This window comes from Comamonas sp. FG99 (assembly GCF_057808605.1).
On the sequence record NZ_JBMDII010000022.1, the window covers coordinates 79,494 to 97,334 of the forward strand.

Annotated in this window: 12 protein-coding genes and 2 tRNA genes; all 14 read right to left on the reverse strand. The window is 64.8% G+C overall.

Annotation, left to right across the window (positions count from 1 at the left end; translation table 11 throughout):
- Window positions 1-115: 115 nt before the first annotated feature.
- Window positions 116-191, reverse strand: a tRNA-Phe gene (locus ACODRX_RS15880).
- Window positions 192-243: 52 nt separating this feature from the next.
- Window positions 244-945, reverse strand: a complete 702-nt coding sequence (locus ACODRX_RS15885; RefSeq protein WP_488872494.1) for a response regulator — start codon at window positions 943-945, stop codon at window positions 244-246.
- Window positions 946-985: 40 nt separating this feature from the next.
- Window positions 986-3,262 carry a sensor histidine kinase gene (locus tag ACODRX_RS15890; RefSeq protein WP_488872495.1) on the reverse strand — a complete coding sequence of 759 codons (2,277 nt, stop codon included), beginning with the start codon at window positions 3,260-3,262 and terminating at the stop codon, window positions 986-988.
- Window positions 3,259-3,852, reverse strand: coding sequence for a DUF4390 domain-containing protein (locus ACODRX_RS15895; protein WP_488872496.1), 594 nt, complete (start codon window positions 3,850-3,852; stop codon window positions 3,259-3,261). The genes ACODRX_RS15890 and ACODRX_RS15895 overlap by 4 nt, the downstream gene beginning before the upstream one ends.
- Window positions 3,849-5,237 (reverse strand): 16S rRNA (cytosine(967)-C(5))-methyltransferase RsmB, encoded by a 1,389-nt coding sequence (rsmB, locus tag ACODRX_RS15900; protein WP_488872497.1) that lies wholly within the window; start codon window positions 5,235-5,237, stop codon window positions 3,849-3,851. The genes ACODRX_RS15895 and rsmB overlap by 4 nt, the downstream gene beginning before the upstream one ends.
- 240 nt (window positions 5,238-5,477) lie before the next feature.
- On the reverse strand, window positions 5,478-9,704 hold the full coding sequence (gene rpoC, locus ACODRX_RS15905) for a DNA-directed RNA polymerase subunit beta' (RefSeq protein ID WP_488872498.1): 4,227 nt from the start codon (window positions 9,702-9,704) through the stop codon (window positions 5,478-5,480).
- 22 nt (window positions 9,705-9,726) lie between these two features.
- Entirely contained in the window at window positions 9,727-13,839 is a 4,113-nt protein-coding gene (gene rpoB, locus ACODRX_RS15910; protein WP_488872499.1) for a DNA-directed RNA polymerase subunit beta, read from the reverse strand.
- A 387-nt stretch (window positions 13,840-14,226) separates the two neighbouring features.
- Window positions 14,227-14,601, reverse strand: coding sequence for a 50S ribosomal protein L7/L12 (gene rplL / locus ACODRX_RS15915; protein WP_488872500.1), 375 nt, complete (start codon window positions 14,599-14,601; stop codon window positions 14,227-14,229).
- Window positions 14,602-14,642: 41 nt separating this feature from the next.
- Window positions 14,643-15,152 carry a 50S ribosomal protein L10 gene (rplJ, locus tag ACODRX_RS15920; RefSeq protein WP_488872501.1) on the reverse strand — a complete coding sequence of 170 codons (510 nt, stop codon included), beginning with the start codon at window positions 15,150-15,152 and terminating at the stop codon, window positions 14,643-14,645.
- A gap of 235 nt (window positions 15,153-15,387) precedes the next feature.
- Window positions 15,388-16,083 (reverse strand): 50S ribosomal protein L1, encoded by a 696-nt coding sequence (rplA, locus tag ACODRX_RS15925; RefSeq protein ID WP_488872502.1) that lies wholly within the window; start codon window positions 16,081-16,083, stop codon window positions 15,388-15,390.
- Window positions 16,084-16,515, reverse strand: coding sequence for a 50S ribosomal protein L11 (gene rplK / locus ACODRX_RS15930; RefSeq protein ID WP_488872503.1), 432 nt, complete (start codon window positions 16,513-16,515; stop codon window positions 16,084-16,086).
- 118 nt (window positions 16,516-16,633) lie between these two features.
- Complete coding sequence (nusG, locus tag ACODRX_RS15935; protein WP_488872504.1) at window positions 16,634-17,227, reverse strand: transcription termination/antitermination protein NusG; 594 nt, start codon at window positions 17,225-17,227, stop codon at window positions 16,634-16,636.
- On the reverse strand, window positions 17,227-17,610 hold the full coding sequence (gene secE / locus ACODRX_RS15940) for a preprotein translocase subunit SecE (protein WP_488872505.1): 384 nt from the start codon (window positions 17,608-17,610) through the stop codon (window positions 17,227-17,229). Before secE ends, nusG begins: the two co-directional genes overlap by 1 nt.
- Before the next feature lie 82 nt (window positions 17,611-17,692).
- Window positions 17,693-17,768 (reverse strand) — tRNA-Trp (locus tag ACODRX_RS15945).
- Window positions 17,769-17,841 lie beyond the last annotated feature (73 nt).

The following is a 17,841-nucleotide window of genomic DNA, read 5'->3' on the forward strand; positions in this document are numbered from 1 at the left end:
GAGAAGGACACCTAGCACCCGAACCCTGCCCGAACACCCTGAAGGCCGCCAGGGCCCCATGGCAGGCCGCGCAAAGCAAAAAGCCCATCGCAATGGATGGGCTTTTGAAAGATGTTGGTGGCCTGGCGCGGAATCGAACCACGGACACGCGGATTTTCAATCCGCTGCTCTACCAACTGAGCTACCGGGCCAACGAATCGAATTATAGCCCGAAAAAAACGGGGTTCAGGGAAAACGCCAAAATTAGCCTCGCTTGTTCCGCGTCAGGTCCACGCCCAGCTGGCGCAGCTTGCGGTACAGGTGGGTGCGCTCCAACCCGGTCTTCTCGGCCACGCGCGTCATCGAGCCGCCTTCGCGGGCCAGGTGAAACTCGAAATAGGCCTTCTCGAAGCCGTCGCGCGCCTCGCGCAGCGGCCGGTCCAGATCGAAGCCCTGGTGGGCGTGGGGCACGGCATCGGCCGAGGCCGGCACCGCGGATGCGATGGCGCCATGGCTTGCGGAATTGCCCGCCCCCGGCGCCTCATCGCCGGCCACGGCCGCCGACGCGGCGCTGCCGTTCACATGCGCGGCCGACGCGGGCACGTTGCGCTGCAGGCCCTGCTCCACCGCCTTGAGCAGCTTCTGCATGGTGATGGGCTTTTCGAGGAACGAGAAGGCGCCGATGCGCGTGGCCTCCACTGCGGTGTCGATGGTGGCGTGGCCGCTCATCATGATGACCGGCATGGTGAGCGCGCCCGACATGGACCACTCCTTCAGCAGCGAAACACCGTCGGTGTCGGGCATCCAGATGTCCAGCAGCACGAGGTCGTACTGGCTTTCATTGCGCGCAGCCCGGGCCTGGGTGGCGTTTTCTGCCAAGTCCACGCTGTGCCCTTCGTCATTCAGGATCTCCGACAGAAGATCCCGAATGCCCAATTCGTCGTCGACAACCAGAATATTTGCCATATGCTCTTCGAGAAACCGGTACGCAGCCTTTGATCCACATCTATGCGGCAACAGCCGCCATCAATGATAGCGATACTTGGGCGCCCAGAATTTTTTCCCCCTCCGTTCGATTTGAAATTTCCACGCGTGCATGGTGTTCGTCGGCGATCTTCTTGACCACCGCGAGCCCCAGCCCCGTGCCCTTGGACTTGGTGGTCACATAGGGCTCGAAGGCCCGCTGCAGGATGTAGTCCGCAAAGCCGCTGCCATGGTCGGCAATGGTCAGGCGAACCCGCTCGCTGCCGCTGGCCCACCGGGTCGAGATCCGCACCGGCGGCATCAGCGCATCCAGTTTGTGGGCCTGCTGCGTGGCATCCTGCGCGTTCTGCAGCAGATTGTGGATCACCTGCCGCAGCTGCTGGGCATCGCCCATCACGCGCGGCACCGCCGGCTCCAGGTCGGCTTCGATGGGTACGGTTGCGTTTTCTACACCATACAGATGCAGCATGTCTGTAATCAAGTTATTCAGGTCCAGCGGCTGCAGGTCGGCGGCGGGCAGGCGCGCATAGTCGCGGAACTCGTTGACCAGGCGCTTCATCGCATCCACCTGGTCGACGATGGTGGATACGGATTTGTTGAGCACCGCGCGGCCGGGCTCGTCGAGCTTGGCTTCGAGCTTCATCTGCAGCCGCTCGGCGGACAGCTGTATCGGCGTGAGCGGGTTCTTGATTTCGTGGGCCAGGCGCCGCGCCACCTCGCCCCAGGCCTGGGCGCGCTGCGCGGAGACGATTTCGGAGATGTCGTCGAACACCAGCAGGCGGCGGTTGTCGGGCAGCATGGCGCCGCGCGCGATCAGGTTGATGCTGTCGTGGTTGTGCAGGTGGTGCGGATCGGCATGCAGGTCGAAGGCGCGCTGCCAGTGGTCGAGCCGGCGCTCGGACGATGCCTCGTGCAGCTGCGCGAACTGCTCCGAGACCTCGTGCGCGAACACTTCCAGCCCCTGAACATCTGGCAACAATTTGCCTTCGTAGGCCGCCATGGGCACGCGCAGTATCCGCGTGGCGCCGGGGTTGGAGGTGAGGATGGCGCCGCGCTCGTCGAGCACGATCACGCCGGCCGTGAGATTGTCAAGAATGGTTTGCAGGCTTTGCCGCCCCTCGTTCACCTGGCGCATGCTGCGCTCCACCGCCCGGCGCGCATCCAGCAGCTGCTGCGTCATCTCGGCGAACGAGCGCGTGAGGCCGCTGAGCTCGTCCTTGCTCAGCAGCGTGGGCTTGGGCCGCAGGTTGCCGGACGCGACTTCGCGCACCCCCTCGGCCAGCACCAGCAGCGGGCGCACCAGCTCGTTGCCGAGCAGCACCGCCAGCACGATGGCGCCGAACACCGCGAGGAACAGGCTCAGCGTCAGCGTGCCGATGTACATGCGGCGCAGGCTGGTGCGCGCCAGCGCGCGCTCCTGGTATTCGCGGTTGGCCTCCTGCACCTTGATGGCATTGGAGACCAGCGCGGGCGGCAGCGTCATCGTGGCCTGCAGAAAGCGTGCGTCGGGCACCAGCCCCAGGTCGTTGCTGGCGATCTGGGCGAGCGTCTTCACCCGCACCCGCGGATCGGTCTGGGCACTGGCGTTGGCGACGTCATCGAGGCCTTCGATCTGGAAGCTGCGCTGCTGCTGCACCGCCGCGCGCAGCAGCGTGGCCGGCGGCCGCTCGGGATTGAGCACGAAGCGCGACTGGCCGGTGCTGGCAATGGCCTGGCCGTTGGCGCCCCACAGCACCAGGTCGTCGGCGCCCAGCTGGTCCTTGATGCGCTCCAGCACCACGCCGGCGGCCGCGTCGGACACCTGGGCCAGCTGCGCGCTGGCGGTGCGGGTGCGGTCGGCCATGGCGTTGGCGGTGGTGTCGAGCGTGACGCGCGCCAGGCTCACGCCGGCGTCGAGCGCGCCCTCGACCTTGACGTCGAACCAGCTCTCGATGGAGCGCGAGACGAACTGGTACGACACGAAGTAGATCACCACCCCGGGCGCCACGCCGACCAGGGCGAAGGTGGCCGCGAGCTTGAGCAGCAGCTTGCTGCCGAAGCGCTTTTTGGAAAGCCGCCTGAGCAGGTAGCCCGCACCCCACAGCACCACCAGCAGCAGCAGCACCGCCACCGCCACGTTGACGCCGAGCAGCCAGCCGAAATTGCGCTCGTACAGCGCGCGGTTGTTGGTGGCGAAGGACAGCAAAAACAGCAGCAGCAACGCGAGCGCCGCAATGGCGGCCAGGCCCAGCATCACAGACCAGCGCACCCGCCGGGACGGATGGGCTGCGCGCAGCGACGAAGGCTTGCCGACCTTCATGGCGTCTCCTGCTCGGGCAGCGGCAGCTGCGTGCTCAGCTGCAGGTTCAGGCCGTTGCTGCCGAAGGGGCCGATCTGAAAGGGCCGGGGCAGCTGCGCCATGTCGAGCCGGAAGCTGAACTTCACCAGGTAGTCGCTGCCGCCGGCGATGTCCTGCGCATCGGCGATCTTCCAGTGGCGCACGCGCTTGATGACGGCCATGGCCTCGTCCAGGCTGTCAAAGCTCTGCCCCAGCGACATCGCCATGCCCGACTCGGCGAACGGCGAAGACGACAGGTGCAGGCGCCAGCGCCGCGTCAGCGGCTGAAAACTCAGCCGCAGGTAGCGCGCCACCTTGGCCACGCGCTTGTCGCGCCAGTACCAGCGCTCGGCGATCACCTCGGCCTCTTGCACGAAATACACCGCCACGCCCTTGCCCAGCGCATCCTCGAGCTGCTCCGGCAGCTCGAACTGCAGTGCGATATTGGTGAACGCCCCGTCGGCCTTGCGTTCGAGCTGCATCTCCACCTTGGGCGCCGCATGGCCCAGCCCGGCCCACAGCATGCAGGCGACGAACACCGCGGCCAGCCGATGCCATGCCAGGCCCTTCATTGGGGCTGCCCCCGCTCCAGCAGCGCGTAGTAGAAGCCGTCGTGGTCGCGTGCCAGCTCAGCCGCCTGGCCGCCGTCCCGCAGGCGCTGCGGCAGCAGGTGGCCCGGCGCGGGCAGGCGCCGGGCATCGGCATGCGCCGCCATGAAGCGCGCGATCTGCTCCTCGCCCTCCTGGCGGAACACCGAGCAGGTGCAGTACAGCAGGCGCCCGCCGGGCAGCACCAGCGGCCACAGCTGCGCCAGCAGGCGCTGCTGGATGCCGGCCAGCTGATCGATGTCCGCGGCGCGGCGCAGCCAGCGCACATCGGGCTGGCGCCGCACGATGCCGGATGCAGAACATGGCGCGTCGAGCAGCACCGCATCGAAGCCGGCAATGCCCTGGCGCGCCTGCAGCGCAGGCCACCAGGTGGGCACGTCGGCGGCATCGGCCACCAGCATCTCGGCCTGCACGCCCACGCGCGACAAGGTCTCCCGCATGCGCTCGGCACGGCGGGCGTCCACCTCGATGGCCACCACCTGCGCGACCTCGCTGCCGCCCGCCTGCTCCAGCAGGTGCGCGGTCTTGCCGCCCGGCGCCGCGCAGGCATCGAGCAACTGCCAGCGGCGCCCGGCAGGCCGGCGCAGGCCGTCCAGCAGCAGCGGCGCGGCCATCTGCGCGGCGCTGTCCTGCACCGATACCCAGCCCTCGCCAAAGCCGGGCAGCTGGTCCACCGGCACGGCCTGGCGCAGCAAGATGGCGGCAGGCCCCTCGCCCGCCACCGCATCCAGGCCGGCCCCGGCCAGCTGCGCCAGGTAGGCGTCGCGCGAGGTCTTGAGGCGGTTCACCCGCAGCGCCAGCGGCGCCTGGCCATGGTTGGCCTGCAGGATCTCCTGCCACTGCTGCGGATAGTCGTGCTGCAGGCGCTGCAGCCACCACTGGGGATGGTTCCAGCGGGCCACCGGATCAGCCTGCACGGCAGCCAGCAATTCGGCGCGCTCGCGCAGGAAGCGGCGCAGGCAGCCGTTGATGAATGCGGCCAGCGCGCGCGTGGCGGGGCGGCGCTTGGCCGCCTCGACGGTCTGGTTCACCAGGGTGAAGGCGTCGTAGCGCGGCGGCTCGGGCAGCAGCAGCGCCAGCGCGCTGCACAGCAGGGCATCGGCCAGGGCTGCCGGCTTGCGGGCGGCCAGCCGGCTGCGCAGCGCCTCAGCCGTGCCCAGCTGGCGCAGCACCTCGAACAGCAGGGCCTGCACACCGGGGCGCTGCGCCGCATCGACCCGCGCCAGCGCCGTGCGCACCGACTGGCCCTGCCGTACGGCGATCAAGGCATCGGCCACGGGCAGCAGCTGGCTCGCCAGCGTAGGCGCGGCGCCGGGTGGCGAGGCAGGGTGGCGGGATGGGCGGTTCATGTGGCGCTATTTTGCCCCAGCGGACGCTGCCGCAGCCGAACTGCCGCGGCAAGCACCGCCGCCATGGCGGGTGGCGGCAAAATACTACGCATTTTATAGCTAGTAGCGCTTACCCATAGCGCGATACAGGCCAGTTTGATTCAAAAAAATCCCGCCCCATCCGAAGCGGATGGGGCGGGATGGCGGATGGCCCGGTCAGCGGCGCAGGCTTGGCGCCTGGCCGCTGCCGCCTGCGGTGGATCAGTCCGCGGCCGGATCGGCGACGCTGTCGCCGGTGCTGGCCACGGCTTCGGCCTCAGCCAGCTCGGCGGCTTCGGCGTCGGCGATGGCGCGGCGCTCGGCCTCGTCCATCGCATCCTTGATCTTGCGGGCCTGGTGGTAGGCCAGGCCGGTACCGGCGGGGATCAGGCGGCCGACGATCACGTTTTCCTTCAGGCCGCGCAGCTCGTCGCGCTTGCCCATGATGGCAGCCTCGGTGAGCACCCGGGTGGTTTCCTGGAACGATGCCGCCGACAGGAAACTGTCGGTGGACAGCGATGCCTTGGTAATGCCCAGCAGCACGTTGGTGAAGGTCGGGGGGATCTTGTCCTCGCCACGCAGTGCGTCGGTGGTGTTCAGGATCTCCGAGCGCTCGACCTGCTCGCCGGCGATGTAGTGCGAATCGCCCGGGTTCTCGACCACGACGCGGCGCAGCATCTGGCGAACGATCACCTCGATGTGCTTGTCGTTGATCTTCACGCCTTGCAGGCGGTACACGTCCTGCACTTCGTCGACGATGTAGCGCGACAGCTCCTCGATGCCCAGCAGGCGCAGGATGTCCTGCGGATCGGCCGGGCCGTCGACGATCAGCTCGCCCTTGTTCACCACCTGGCCTTCGTGCACCAGGATGTTGCGCTCCTTCGAGACCAGCTCTTCCCAGACGCGGCCTTCCAGGTCGGTGATCTGCAGGCGCACCTTGCCCTTGGTTTCCTTGCCGTAGGAGATGGTGCCGGTCATCTCGGCCAGCGAACCCTTGTCCTTGGGCGTGCGGGCTTCGAACAGCTCGGCCACGCGCGGCAGACCGCCGGTAATGTCGCGGGTCTTCTGGCCTTCCATCGGTATACGGGCCAGCACTTCGCCGGGGCCCACTTCCTGGCCGTCGCGCACCTGCAGCAGGGCGCCGACCTGGAAGCCGATCGTCACCGCATGGTCGGTGCCGGGGATCTTGACTTCCTGGCCATTGGCATCGGCCAGCTTGACCTGCGGACGCACCACCTTGGCGGAGCCGCGGTGCTTGGGGTCGATCACCACCAGCGTGGACAGGCCGGTCACTTCGTCGACCTGCTTGGCCACGGTCAGGCCCTCTTCCACATTCTCGAACTTCACCTGGCCGGCGTATTCGGTAATGATGGGTCGGGTCAGCGGGTCCCAGTTCGCCAGGATGGCGCCGGCCTTGATCTGCTGGTCGGGCTTGACGGTCAGCGTCGCGCCGTAGGGCAGCTTGTGGCGCTCGCGCTCGCGGCCGTACTCGTCCTGGATGATGATTTCGCCGGAACGCGAGATCACCACCAGTTCGCCCTTGTTGTTGGTCACGTAGCGCATGGCGGCGTTGAAGCCGACCACACCGTTGGACTTGGCTTCCACGCTCGATGCCACGGCGGCGCGCGATGCCGCGCCACCGATGTGGAAGGTACGCATGGTCAGCTGCGTGCCGGGCTCGCCGATGGACTGGGCGGCGATCACACCCACGGCTTCGCCGAGGTTGATCAGGCCGCCGCGGCCCAGGTCGCGGCCGTAGCAGGTGGCGCACAGGCCGTAGCGGGTTTCGCAGGTCAGCGCGGTGCGCACCTTCACTTCGTCCACGCCGGCGGCTTCCAGGTCTTCGATCAGGTCTTCGTCGAACAGATCGCCGGCCTGTGCCAGCACGGCACGGGTTTCGGGGTGCAGCACCTCGTCGGCCGCGGTGCGGCCGAGGATACGGTCGCGCAGCGACTCGATCACTTCACCGCCCTCGACCACGGCGCGCATCAGCGTGCCGTTGTGCGTGCCGCAGTCCTGCTCGGTGATGACCAGATCCTGCGTCACGTCGACCAGGCGGCGGGTCAGGTAGCCCGAGTTCGCGGTCTTCAGCGCCGTGTCGGCCAGGCCCTTGCGGGCGCCGTGCGTGGAGATGAAGTACTGCAGCACGTTCAGGCCTTCGCGGAAGTTCGCGGTGATCGGCGTCTCGATGATCGAGCCATCAGGCTTGGCCATCAGGCCGCGCATGCCGGCGAGCTGGCGGATCTGGGCGGCAGAGCCGCGGGCGCCCGAGTCGGCCATCATGTAGATGGCGTTGAAGGACTCCTGCTCCACTTCCTTGCCATGGCGGTCGGTGGTCTTTTCCTTGGCCAGCTGCTGCATCATGACCTTGGAGACTTCGTCGCCGGCCTTGCCCCAGATGTCCACCACCTTGTTGTAGCGCTCGCCCGAGGTCACCAGGCCCGAGACGTACTGCTGCTCGATCTCCTTGACCTCGGCTTCCGCGCGGCCGATGATCTCGGCCTTTTGCGGCGGCACCAGCATGTCGCCGATGGCAATCGAGATGCCCGAGCGGGTCGCCAGGCCGAAGCCGTTTTGCAACAGCTTGTCGGCGAACACCACCGTCTCCTTCAAGCCGCACTTGCGGAAGGAGATGTTGATGAGCTTGGAGATCTCCTTCTTCTTCAACGTCTTGTTGATGTTGGCGAAGGGCAGGCCCTTGGGCAGGATCTCGGACAGCAGCGCACGGCCCACGGTGGTCTCGACCAGCTTGGTTTCGGGCTCGAATTCACCGCTGGTCTTGTTCTTGGACCATTCGGTCAGGCGCACGCTGATCTTGGAGGCCCGCTCGACCACGCCGGAATCCAGCGCGCGCTGCACCTCGCCGAGGTCGGCGAACACCATGCCCTCGCCCTTGCCGTTGATCTTCTCGCGGGTGGCCTGGTACAGGCCCAGCACCACGTCCTGCGAAGGCACGATCGACGGTTCGCCCGAAGCCGGGAACAGCACGTTGTTGGAGGCCAGCATCAGCGTGCGGGCTTCCATCTGCGCTTCCACCGACAGCGGCACGTGCACGGCCATCTGGTCGCCGTCGAAGTCGGCGTTGAAGGCCGCGCACACCAGCGGGTGCAGCTGCAGGGCCTTGCCTTCGATCAGGATGGGCTCGAAGGCCTGGATGCCCAGGCGGTGCAGCGTGGGCGCGCGGTTGAGCAGCACCGGATGCTCGCGGATCACCTCTTCGAGGATGTCCCACACCACCGGCGTGCCGGTCTCGACTTCCTTCTTCGCGGCCTTGATGGTGGTGGCGATGCCGCGCTGCTCCAGCTGCGCGAAGATGAAGGGCTTGAACAGCTCCAGCGCCATCAGCTTGGGCAGGCCGCACTGGTGCAGCTTGAGCGTCGGGCCCACGGTAATCACCGAACGGCCCGAGTAGTCGACGCGCTTGCCCAGCAGGTTCTGGCGGAAGCGGCCGCTCTTGCCCTTGATCATGTCGGCCAGCGACTTCAGCGCGCGCTTGTTGGCGCCGGTCATCGCCTTGCCGCGGCGGCCGTTGTCCAGCAGCGAGTCCACCGCTTCCTGCAGCATGCGCTTTTCGTTGCGCGCGATGATCTCCGGAGCCTTCAGCTCCAGCAGGCGGCGCAGGCGCGAGTTGCGGTTGATGACGCGGCGGTACAGGTCGTTCAGGTCGGAGGTCGCGAAGCGGCCGCCGTCCAGCGGCACCAGCGGGCGCAGGTCCGGAGGCAGCACCGGCAGCACCTGCAGCACCATCCACTCGGGCTTGATGCCCGACTTCTTGAAGGCTTCCAGCACCTTCAGGCGCTTGGCGTTCTTCTTGACCTTGACTTCGGAGCCGGTCAGGTCGTTGCGCAGGCGCTCGATCTCGGCCTCGATCTCGATGGATTCGAGCAGGTCCTTGATGCCTTCGGCGCCCATCTTGGCAACGAACTCGTCACCGTACTCTTCGAGGTTCTTGTCGTACTCGTCTTCCGACATGATGCTGAACTTCTTCAGCGGGGTCATGCCCGGATCGACCACCACATAGGCTTCGAAGTACAGCACGCGCTCGATGTCGCGCAGCGTCATGTCCAGCACCAGGCCCAGGCGCGAAGGCAGGGACTTCAGGAACCAGATGTGGGCACAGGGCGCAGCCAGGTCGATGTGGCCCATGCGCTCGCGGCGCACCTTGGTCTGGGTCACTTCGACGCCGCACTTCTCGCAGATCACGCCGCGGTGCTTGAGGCGCTTGTACTTGCCGCACAGGCACTCGTAGTCCTTGATGGGCCCGAAGATCTTGGCGCAGAACAGGCCATCGCGCTCGGGCTTGAAGGTGCGGTAGTTGATGGTCTCGGGCTTCTTCACCTCGCCGAAGGACCACGAACGGATCTTCTCGGGCGAAGCCAGGCCGATCTTGATGGCATCGAAATGCTCATCAGGAGTGAATTGCTTGAACAGGTCGAGTAGCGATTTCATGTGACTCTTTCCCTTTCAATATTTAAGAACGTTCCAGTTCGATGTCCAGGCCCAGCGAGCGGATTTCCTTGACCAGCACGTTGAACGATTCCGGCATGCCGGCCTCGATCGTGTGTTCGCCCTTGACGATGGACTCGTACACCTTGGTACGGCCCTGCACGTCGTCGGACTTCACCGTCAGCATTTCCTGCAGCAGGTAGGCGGCGCCATAGGCTTCCAGCGCCCACATTTCCATCTCGCCGAAACGCTGGCCGCCGAATTGGGCCTTGCCGCCCAGCGGCTGCTGCGTGACCAGCGAGTACGGGCCGGTGGAGCGCGCGTGCATCTTGTCGTCGACCAGGTGATGCAGCTTCAGGTAGTGCATGTAGCCGATGGTGGTCGGGCGCTCGAAGCGCTCGCCGGTGCGGCCGTCGTACAGGTAGGCCTGGGTGCGGCTCTCGGTCAGGCCCTTGCGCTCCTTCAGGTCATCGGGATATGCCAGCTTCAGCATGTCCTTGATTTCCTGCTCGGAGGCGCCGTCGAACACGGGCGATGCGAACGGCACGCCGCTGGTCAGCTCCTTGGCCATGACCATGACCTCGTCGTCGCTGACCTGCGAGAGGTCTTCCTTGCGGCCGCGCGAGTTGTAGACCTCTTCCAGGAAGGTACGCACCTCGGCGGCACGGGCCTGCTCCTGCAGCATGTTGCCGATGCGCTGGCCCAGGCCCTTGCCGGCCCAGCCCAGGTGGACTTCGAGCACCTGGCCGATGTTCATGCGCGAGGGCACGCCCAGCGGGTTCAGCACGATGTCGGCAGGGGTGCCGTCGGCCATGTAGGGCATGTCCTCGACCGGAACGATCTTGGAGACCACGCCCTTGTTGCCGTGGCGGCCGGCCATCTTGTCGCCGGGCTGCAGGCGGCGCTTGACGGCCAGGTAGACCTTGACCATCTTCAGCACGCCGGCGGGCAGCTCATCGCCCTGCGTGAGCTTCTTGCGCTTTTCCTCGAAGGCCAGGTCGAAGTTGTGGCGCTGCTGCTCGATCGAGTTCTTGATCGATTCGAGCTGGGCGGCGACTTCTTCCTCGGCCGGGCGGATGTCGAACCAGTGGAACTTCTCCACGCCGTCCAGGTAGGCCTTGTCGATCTTCGTGCCCTTGGCGAGCTTTTGCGGGCCGCCGTTGGCCACGCGGCCGGTCAGCAGCTTGGCGATACGGTCGAAGGCATCGGCCTCGACGATGCGCAGCTGGTCGTTCAGGTCCAGGCGGAAGCGCTTGAGTTCATCGTCGATGATCTGCTGGGCGCGCTTGTCGCGCTGGATGCCCTCGCGGGTGAAGACCTGCACGTCGATCACGGTGCCCGACGAGCCCTGGTCCACGCGCAGCGAGGTGTCCTTCACGTCGGAGGCCTTCTCGCCGAAAATCGCGCGCAGCAGCTTCTCTTCGGGCGTCAGCGTGGTCTCGCCCTTGGGCGTGACCTTGCCGACCAGCACGTCGCCGGGCTGCACTTCGGCACCCACGTAGATGATGCCGGATTCGTCCAGGCGGTTGAGCTGCTGCTCCGACAGGTTCGGGATGTCGCGGGTGATTTCCTCGGCGCCCAGCTTGGTGTCGCGCGCCATGACCACCAGCTCCTCGATGTGGATCGAGGTGTAGCGGTCTTCGGCCACCACACGCTCCGAGATCAGGATCGAGTCCTCGAAGTTGTAGCCGTTCCAGGTCATGAAGGCGATCAGCATGTTCTGGCCGATGGCGATCTCGCCCAGGTCGGTCGAGGCGCCGTCGGCCACCACGTCACCCTTGGCCAGCTTGTCGCCACGCTTGACGATCGGGCGCTGGTGGATGTTGGTGTTCTGGTTGGAACGCTGGTACTTGATGAGGTTGTAGATGTCCACGCCGACTTCGCCGGCCACGGCCTCGTCGTCGTTCACACGGATCACGATGCGGGTCGCGTCGACATAGTCGACGATGCCGCCGCGCCTGGCCGTCACCACAGTGCCCGAGTCCACCGCCGCCACGCGCTCGATGCCGGTGCCCACCATGGGCTTTTCCGGGCGCAGCACGGGCACGGCCTGGCGCGACATGTTGGCGCCCATCAGCGCGCGGTTCGCGTCATCGTGCTCCAGGAACGGGATCAGCGAGGCCGCCACCGACACGATCTGCGCCGGCGACACGTCCATGTACTGCACGCGCTCGGCCGACACCAAGGTGGATTCGCCGGCCTCGCGGGCCGACACCAGGTCGCCGGTCAGGCGGCCTTCGGCATCCAGCTCGGCGTTGGCCTGGGCGATGATGTACTTGCCTTCCTCGATGGCCGACAGGTAGTCGATCTCCATGGTGACCTTGCCGTCCACCACGCGGCGGTATGGGGTCTCGATGAAGCCGTACTCGTTCAGGCGCGCATACAGCGCCAGCGAGTTGATCAGGCCGATGTTCGGGCCTTCAGGCGTTTCGATCGGGCAGACGCGGCCGTAGTGGGTCACGTGCACGTCGCGCACTTCGAAGCCTGCGCGCTCGCGGGTCAGACCGCCCGGGCCCAGGGCCGAGACACGGCGCTTGTGCGTGATTTCGGCGAGCGGGTTGGTCTGGTCCATGAACTGCGACAGCTGCGAGGCGCCGAAGAACTCCTTCAGCGCAGCCGAGATCGGCTTGCTGTTGATCAGGTCGTGCGGCATCAACGGCTCTTGCTCGGCCTGGCCCAGACGCTCCTTCACGGCCTTCTCGATACGTGCCAGGCCGGTGCGGTACTGGTTCTCGGCCAGTTCGCCCACGCAGCGCACGCGGCGGTTGCCCAGGTGGTCGATGTCGTCGACTTCGCCCTTGCCGTTGCGCAGGTCCACCAGGATCTTCACGACTTCGAGGATGTCCTCGTTAGACAGCACCATCGGACCGGTCGCCTCGTTGCGGCCGATCTTGGCGTTGAACTTCATGCGGCCCACGCGCGACAGGTCATAGGTGTCGGCGCTGTAGAACAGGCGCTGGAACAGAGCCTGCACCGCGTCTTCCGTCGGCGGCTCGCCGGGGCGCATCATGCGGTAGATGGCCACGCGCGCGGCGAACTCATCCACCGTCTCGTCGGTGCGCAGCGTCTGCGAGATGTAGGCGCCGTTGTTCAGCTCGTTGGTGTAGATGCAGGGCAGCTCCTGGATGCCGGCGCTGCGCAGCTTCTTGAGCAGCGCCTCGGTCAGCTCCTCGTTGGCCTTGGCCACGATCTCGCCAGTGTCCGGATCGACGATGTTCTTGGCCACGACGCGGCCGAGCAGGAAGTCTTCCGGCACGCTGATGAACTTGGTGCCCGACTGCTCCAGCTCGCGGGTGTGGCGCGCGGTGATGCGCTTGTCCTTGGCCACCACGACCTTGCCGGCCTTGTCGGTGATGTCGAAGCGCGCCACTTCGCCCTTGAGGCGATCGCCAACGAACTCCAGCTGGGCGCCGCTGTCCATCAGGCGGAAGTTGTCGTTGTCGAAGAAGGTCGCGAGGATCGACTCCGGCGTCATGCCAATGGCCTTGAGCAGGATCGACACCGGCATCTTGCGGCGGCGGTCGACGCGGAAGTACAGCAGGTCCTTGGGATCGAACTCGAAGTCCAGCCACGAGCCGCGGTAGGGAATGATGCGTGCCGAGAACAGCAGTTTGCCCGAGCTGTGGGTCTTGCCCTTGTCGTGCTCGAAGAACACGCCGGGCGAGCGGTGCAGCTGCGAGACGATCACGCGCTCGGTGCCGTTGACGATGAAGGAGCCCTTGTCGGTCATCAGGGGCACTTCGCCCATGTAGACCTCTTGCTCCTTGACCTCCTTGACCACCTTGGACTGCGGTGTCGAGGACTCGCGGTCATAGATGATCAGCTGCACCTTGGCGCGCACGGCCGAGGAGAAGGTCAGGCCGCGGGTCTGGCATTCGCGCACGTCGAACGCTGGCTTGGCCAGGTTGTATTCGACGAACTTCATTTCCACGAAGCCGTTGTGGGAGACGATAGGGAAAGCGGCATTGAAAGCCGCCTGCAGGCCCTCGTCGCTGCGTTTCTTGGGGGGGGTATCTGCCTGCAAGAATGCCGTATAGGCGTCTTTTTGCATTTGCAGCAGGTAAGGCACTGTCAGCACGCTGTCGCGGCTGCCGAAACTTTTGCGGATGCGCTTGCGTTCGGTGTAAGAATAGGCCATGAAATCTCCGGGCAAAGACATGGAATCGGGTCTGCGACGACTTCCCCTGCTCGCACGGGCCTGCCACCGCAGCGATCAGCGGATTGCGCGTCTGGCAGTACACTCGGTACCGCCTCGGGCGTCGCTTCGCTCTCTCGCTGCAATGGCAAACCCGTATCCAGGGTCTGCAGCTTGGCGGTTGGCCACTACCAACCATGGCTGACGGCGATGCGTTGCACATCGCCCGAACCAAGGTGTTTTCTAGTGTCGGGTGGTTAGAAAACACTAAAAAAGAGCCGCGGGCTGCAACAGCCAGGCCATTTTTTGGTGCTCTCTCGCCAGCGCTTTCCATAAGCGCCAAAGGCTGGAGCGCCCATCGAGCACTCCAGCCTAGGCGACGAGACTCAATTACTTGAGTTCAGCCTTTGCACCGGCTTCGGTCAGCTTCTTGACGGCAGCTTCGGCGTCAGCCTTGGCAATGCCTTCCTTCACGTTCTTCGGAGCGCCGTCGACCAGGTCCTTGGCTTCCTTCAGGCCCAGGCCGGTGATTTCGCGCACGGCCTTGATGACGGCAACCTTGTTGGCACCGGCTTCAGCCAGCACCACGTTGAACTCGGTCTTTTCTTCTGCGGCAGCAGCGGCACCGCCGCCGGCAGCGGCAGGAGCGGCCATGGCGGCAGCGCTCACGCCAAACTTCTCTTCAATGGCCTTCACCAGGTCATTGAGTTCCAGGACCGTCATGCTGTCCAGAGCGGTCAAAAATGCGTCTTTATCGAATGCCATTTTTCAAATCCTAACAATGTGTTGGTTGACAGCGGCTCGCCTTAGGCGGCAGCTGCCTCTGCCCCGCCACCCTTTTGCTCGGCCAGAGCGGCCAGCACGCGAGCGGTACGAGAGATGGGGGATTGCATCAAGCCCAGCAATTGCGCCAGCAGCACTTCCTTCGACGGAATGCTTGCCAACTGCTTCACGCCGTTCACATCCAGGGCCTTGCCTTCGTATGCACCACCGCGAATGACCAGCTTGTCGTTGGTCTTTGCGAAGTCAGCCACCACCTTGGCGGCGGCAATTGCATCTTCCGAGAAGCCGTAGATCAGCGGGCCGGTCATCTGGTCTGCCACCACTTCGAATGCGCTGCCAGCAACAGCACGGCGAGCCAGCGTGTTCTTCAACACGGACAGGTTCACGCCTTGCTTGCGGGCTTCCACGCGCAGCTTCGTCATGTCGGCGACCGTGATGCCGCGGTACTCCGCAAACACCAGCGTTTGAGCTTTAGCGGCGAGGCTGGTCACTTCATTGATGACCGCTTCTTTCTCACTGCGATTCAGACTCAAGGTCTACTCCTTCAAATGCGTACGCGGCCACAGCCTTGTACGCGCTCTTGGTTTGCAGCGACCAACTGTTAGGGAAACCAAATTTCCATCTGCAGCGGGATCGCCATCTACGTTGGCCAATCTTTAAGCACCCTGCCCGAGGACGGGCGCGCCAACGGTCTTGGATGGCCCGCCCCGTCGCCGGGGCGGCCCACCACATGCGCCGGATTGCTCCGGCGGCATGATTTCTTCGCGATTACGCCGCGATGGTCTGGGTGTCCACGCGAACGCCCAGGCCCATGGTCGACGAAACCGCCACCTTGCGCAGGTACAGGCCCTTGCTCGAAGCGGGCTTGGCCTTGTTCAGTGCGTCCACCAGCGCTGCCAGGTTGCCCTGCAGCTTGTCGTTCTCGAACGAGCGGCGGCCGATCGTGCTGTGGATGATGCCGGCCTTGTCGACGCGGAACTGCACCTGACCAGCCTTGGCGTTCTTCACGGCGGTAGCCACGTCGGGCGTGACGGTGCCGACCTTGGGGTTCGGCATCAGGCCGCGCGGGCCCAGGATCTGGCCCAGCGTACCCACGACGCGCATCGCATCGGGAGCGGCGATCACCACGTCAAAGGGCATGTCGCCAGCCTTGACCTGTGCAGCCAGATCGTCCATGCCGACCACGTCGGCGCCAGCAGCCTTGGCTTCCTCAGCCTTGGCGCCCTGCGCGAACACGGCCACACGGGTGGTCTTGCCGGTGCCATGGGGCAGCACCACGGCGCCGCGAACCACCTGGTCCGACTTCTTGGCATCCACGCCCAGTTGGATCGCCACGTCGATGGATTCATCGAACTTGGCGGTCGCGGCTTCCTTCACCAGGGCCACGGCGTCGGCGAATGCGTACAGCTTGGTGGAGTCCACCTTGCCCTGCAGGGCCTTTTGCTTCTTGGTCAGCTTAGCCATTTACAGACCCTCCACCGTCACGCCCATCGAGCGGGCCGAGCCAGCCAGCGTACGCACAGCGGCGTCCACGTCAGCGGCGTTCATGTCCTTCAGCTTGGTCTTGGCGATCTCTTCCAGCTGAGCGCGGGTGATCTTGCCCACCTTGTTGGCCAGGGCGTTCGAAGAGCCCTTGTCCAGCTTGATGGCCTTCTTGATCAGCACCGTTGCGGGCGGCGTCTTGATCACGAAGGTGAAGCTCTTGTCCGCGAAAGCGGTGATCACCACCGGCAGCGGCAGGCCGGGTTCCACACCTTGGGTCTGCGCATTGAATGCCTTGCAGAACTCCATGATGTTCAGACCGCGCTGGCCCAGTGCGGGACCGATCGGCGGCGAGGGATTGGCCTTACCAGCTGGCACCTGCAGCTTGATGAAGCCGACAATTTTCTTTGCCATAAAAGCTCCTGACGGGTAGTAGCGCCCGCTGCAACACATGCAGCCAGGCTCCCCGGGGTAAAGACTCTATTGATGCGCCGAGTCCATAAGCGCTTGAGAGATCAGGCTTTTTCGAGCTTTAGGTTTTCTCGACCTGATCAAATTCGAGCTCAACCGGAGTTGAGCGGCCGAATATCATAACAGAAACTCGAAGCCTGTTCTTCTCGTAGTTGACTTCTTCGACGGTTCCGTTGAAATCGGTGAACGGGCCTTCCTTGACGCGGATCAGCTCGCCCACCACGAATTCCACCTTGTGGCGCGGCTTTTCCGAGCCTTCCTGCATCTGGCTGACGATCTTCTGGACTTCCGCCTCGGAGATCGGCACCGGACGGTTCTTGGCGCCGCCGACGAAGCCGGTCACCTTGCTGGTGTGCTTGACCAGGTGCCAAGAGTCGTCGTCCATGACCATCTCGACGAACACATAGCCAGGGAAGAGACGCCGCTCGGCGGTCTTCTTCTGACCATTGCGCACCTCGACCACCTCTTCCGTGGGCACAAGGATGCGACCGAACTTGTGCTGCATGTCCGAGCGGTTGATACGCTCCAGGATATTGCGCTCGACCGCCTTCTCCATGCCGGAATAGGCATGGACGATGTACCAGCGCAAATCGGGGTTTGCGGAGCCTGCGGGCAATTCAGAATTCGAATCCATCGCCGTATCGGTGCTAGGCATCACTTCCTCCAACCCAGAATCAAATCGTACAACACCCATTCCAGCGTCTTGTCGGTCAGCCACAGGAATAGCGACATGATCACGACAAAGGCAAAGACATAGGCCGTCATCTGCAAGGTTTCCTTGCGGGTGGGCCACACCACCTTCTTGACCTCGCGCGTGGCGTCCTTCGCGAAACCGACGAAGCGCTTGCCTGGCTCGGAAACCAGGAATGTGGCAGCAGCCAGCACCAGGCCGACCAGCAAGACCGCCCACTGCACGACTGCGCCCTGCTTGCCCAGCAGATAGAAGCCGGCAATGGCAGCAATCACCAGCAAGACAACAGCGGACAGCTTTGCCTTGTCCGCACCGGAATTCACGGTTTCAACCTGCGTAACAGCCATAACAATGAGCCTGCAAAATGGGCGTCACCAAGACGCCGAAGCCCGCACACATTGGGCGGGCTCGTTATCCACTTCTAGTAAGTGGCAGGGGCAGTAGGAATCGAACCTACAACCTTCGGTTTTGGAGACCGACGCTCTGCCAATTGAGCTATACCCCTACAAGAATGATCAATTATGCAATGATCTTGGCAACGACGCCGGCGCCCACGGTGCGGCCGCCTTCGCGGATAG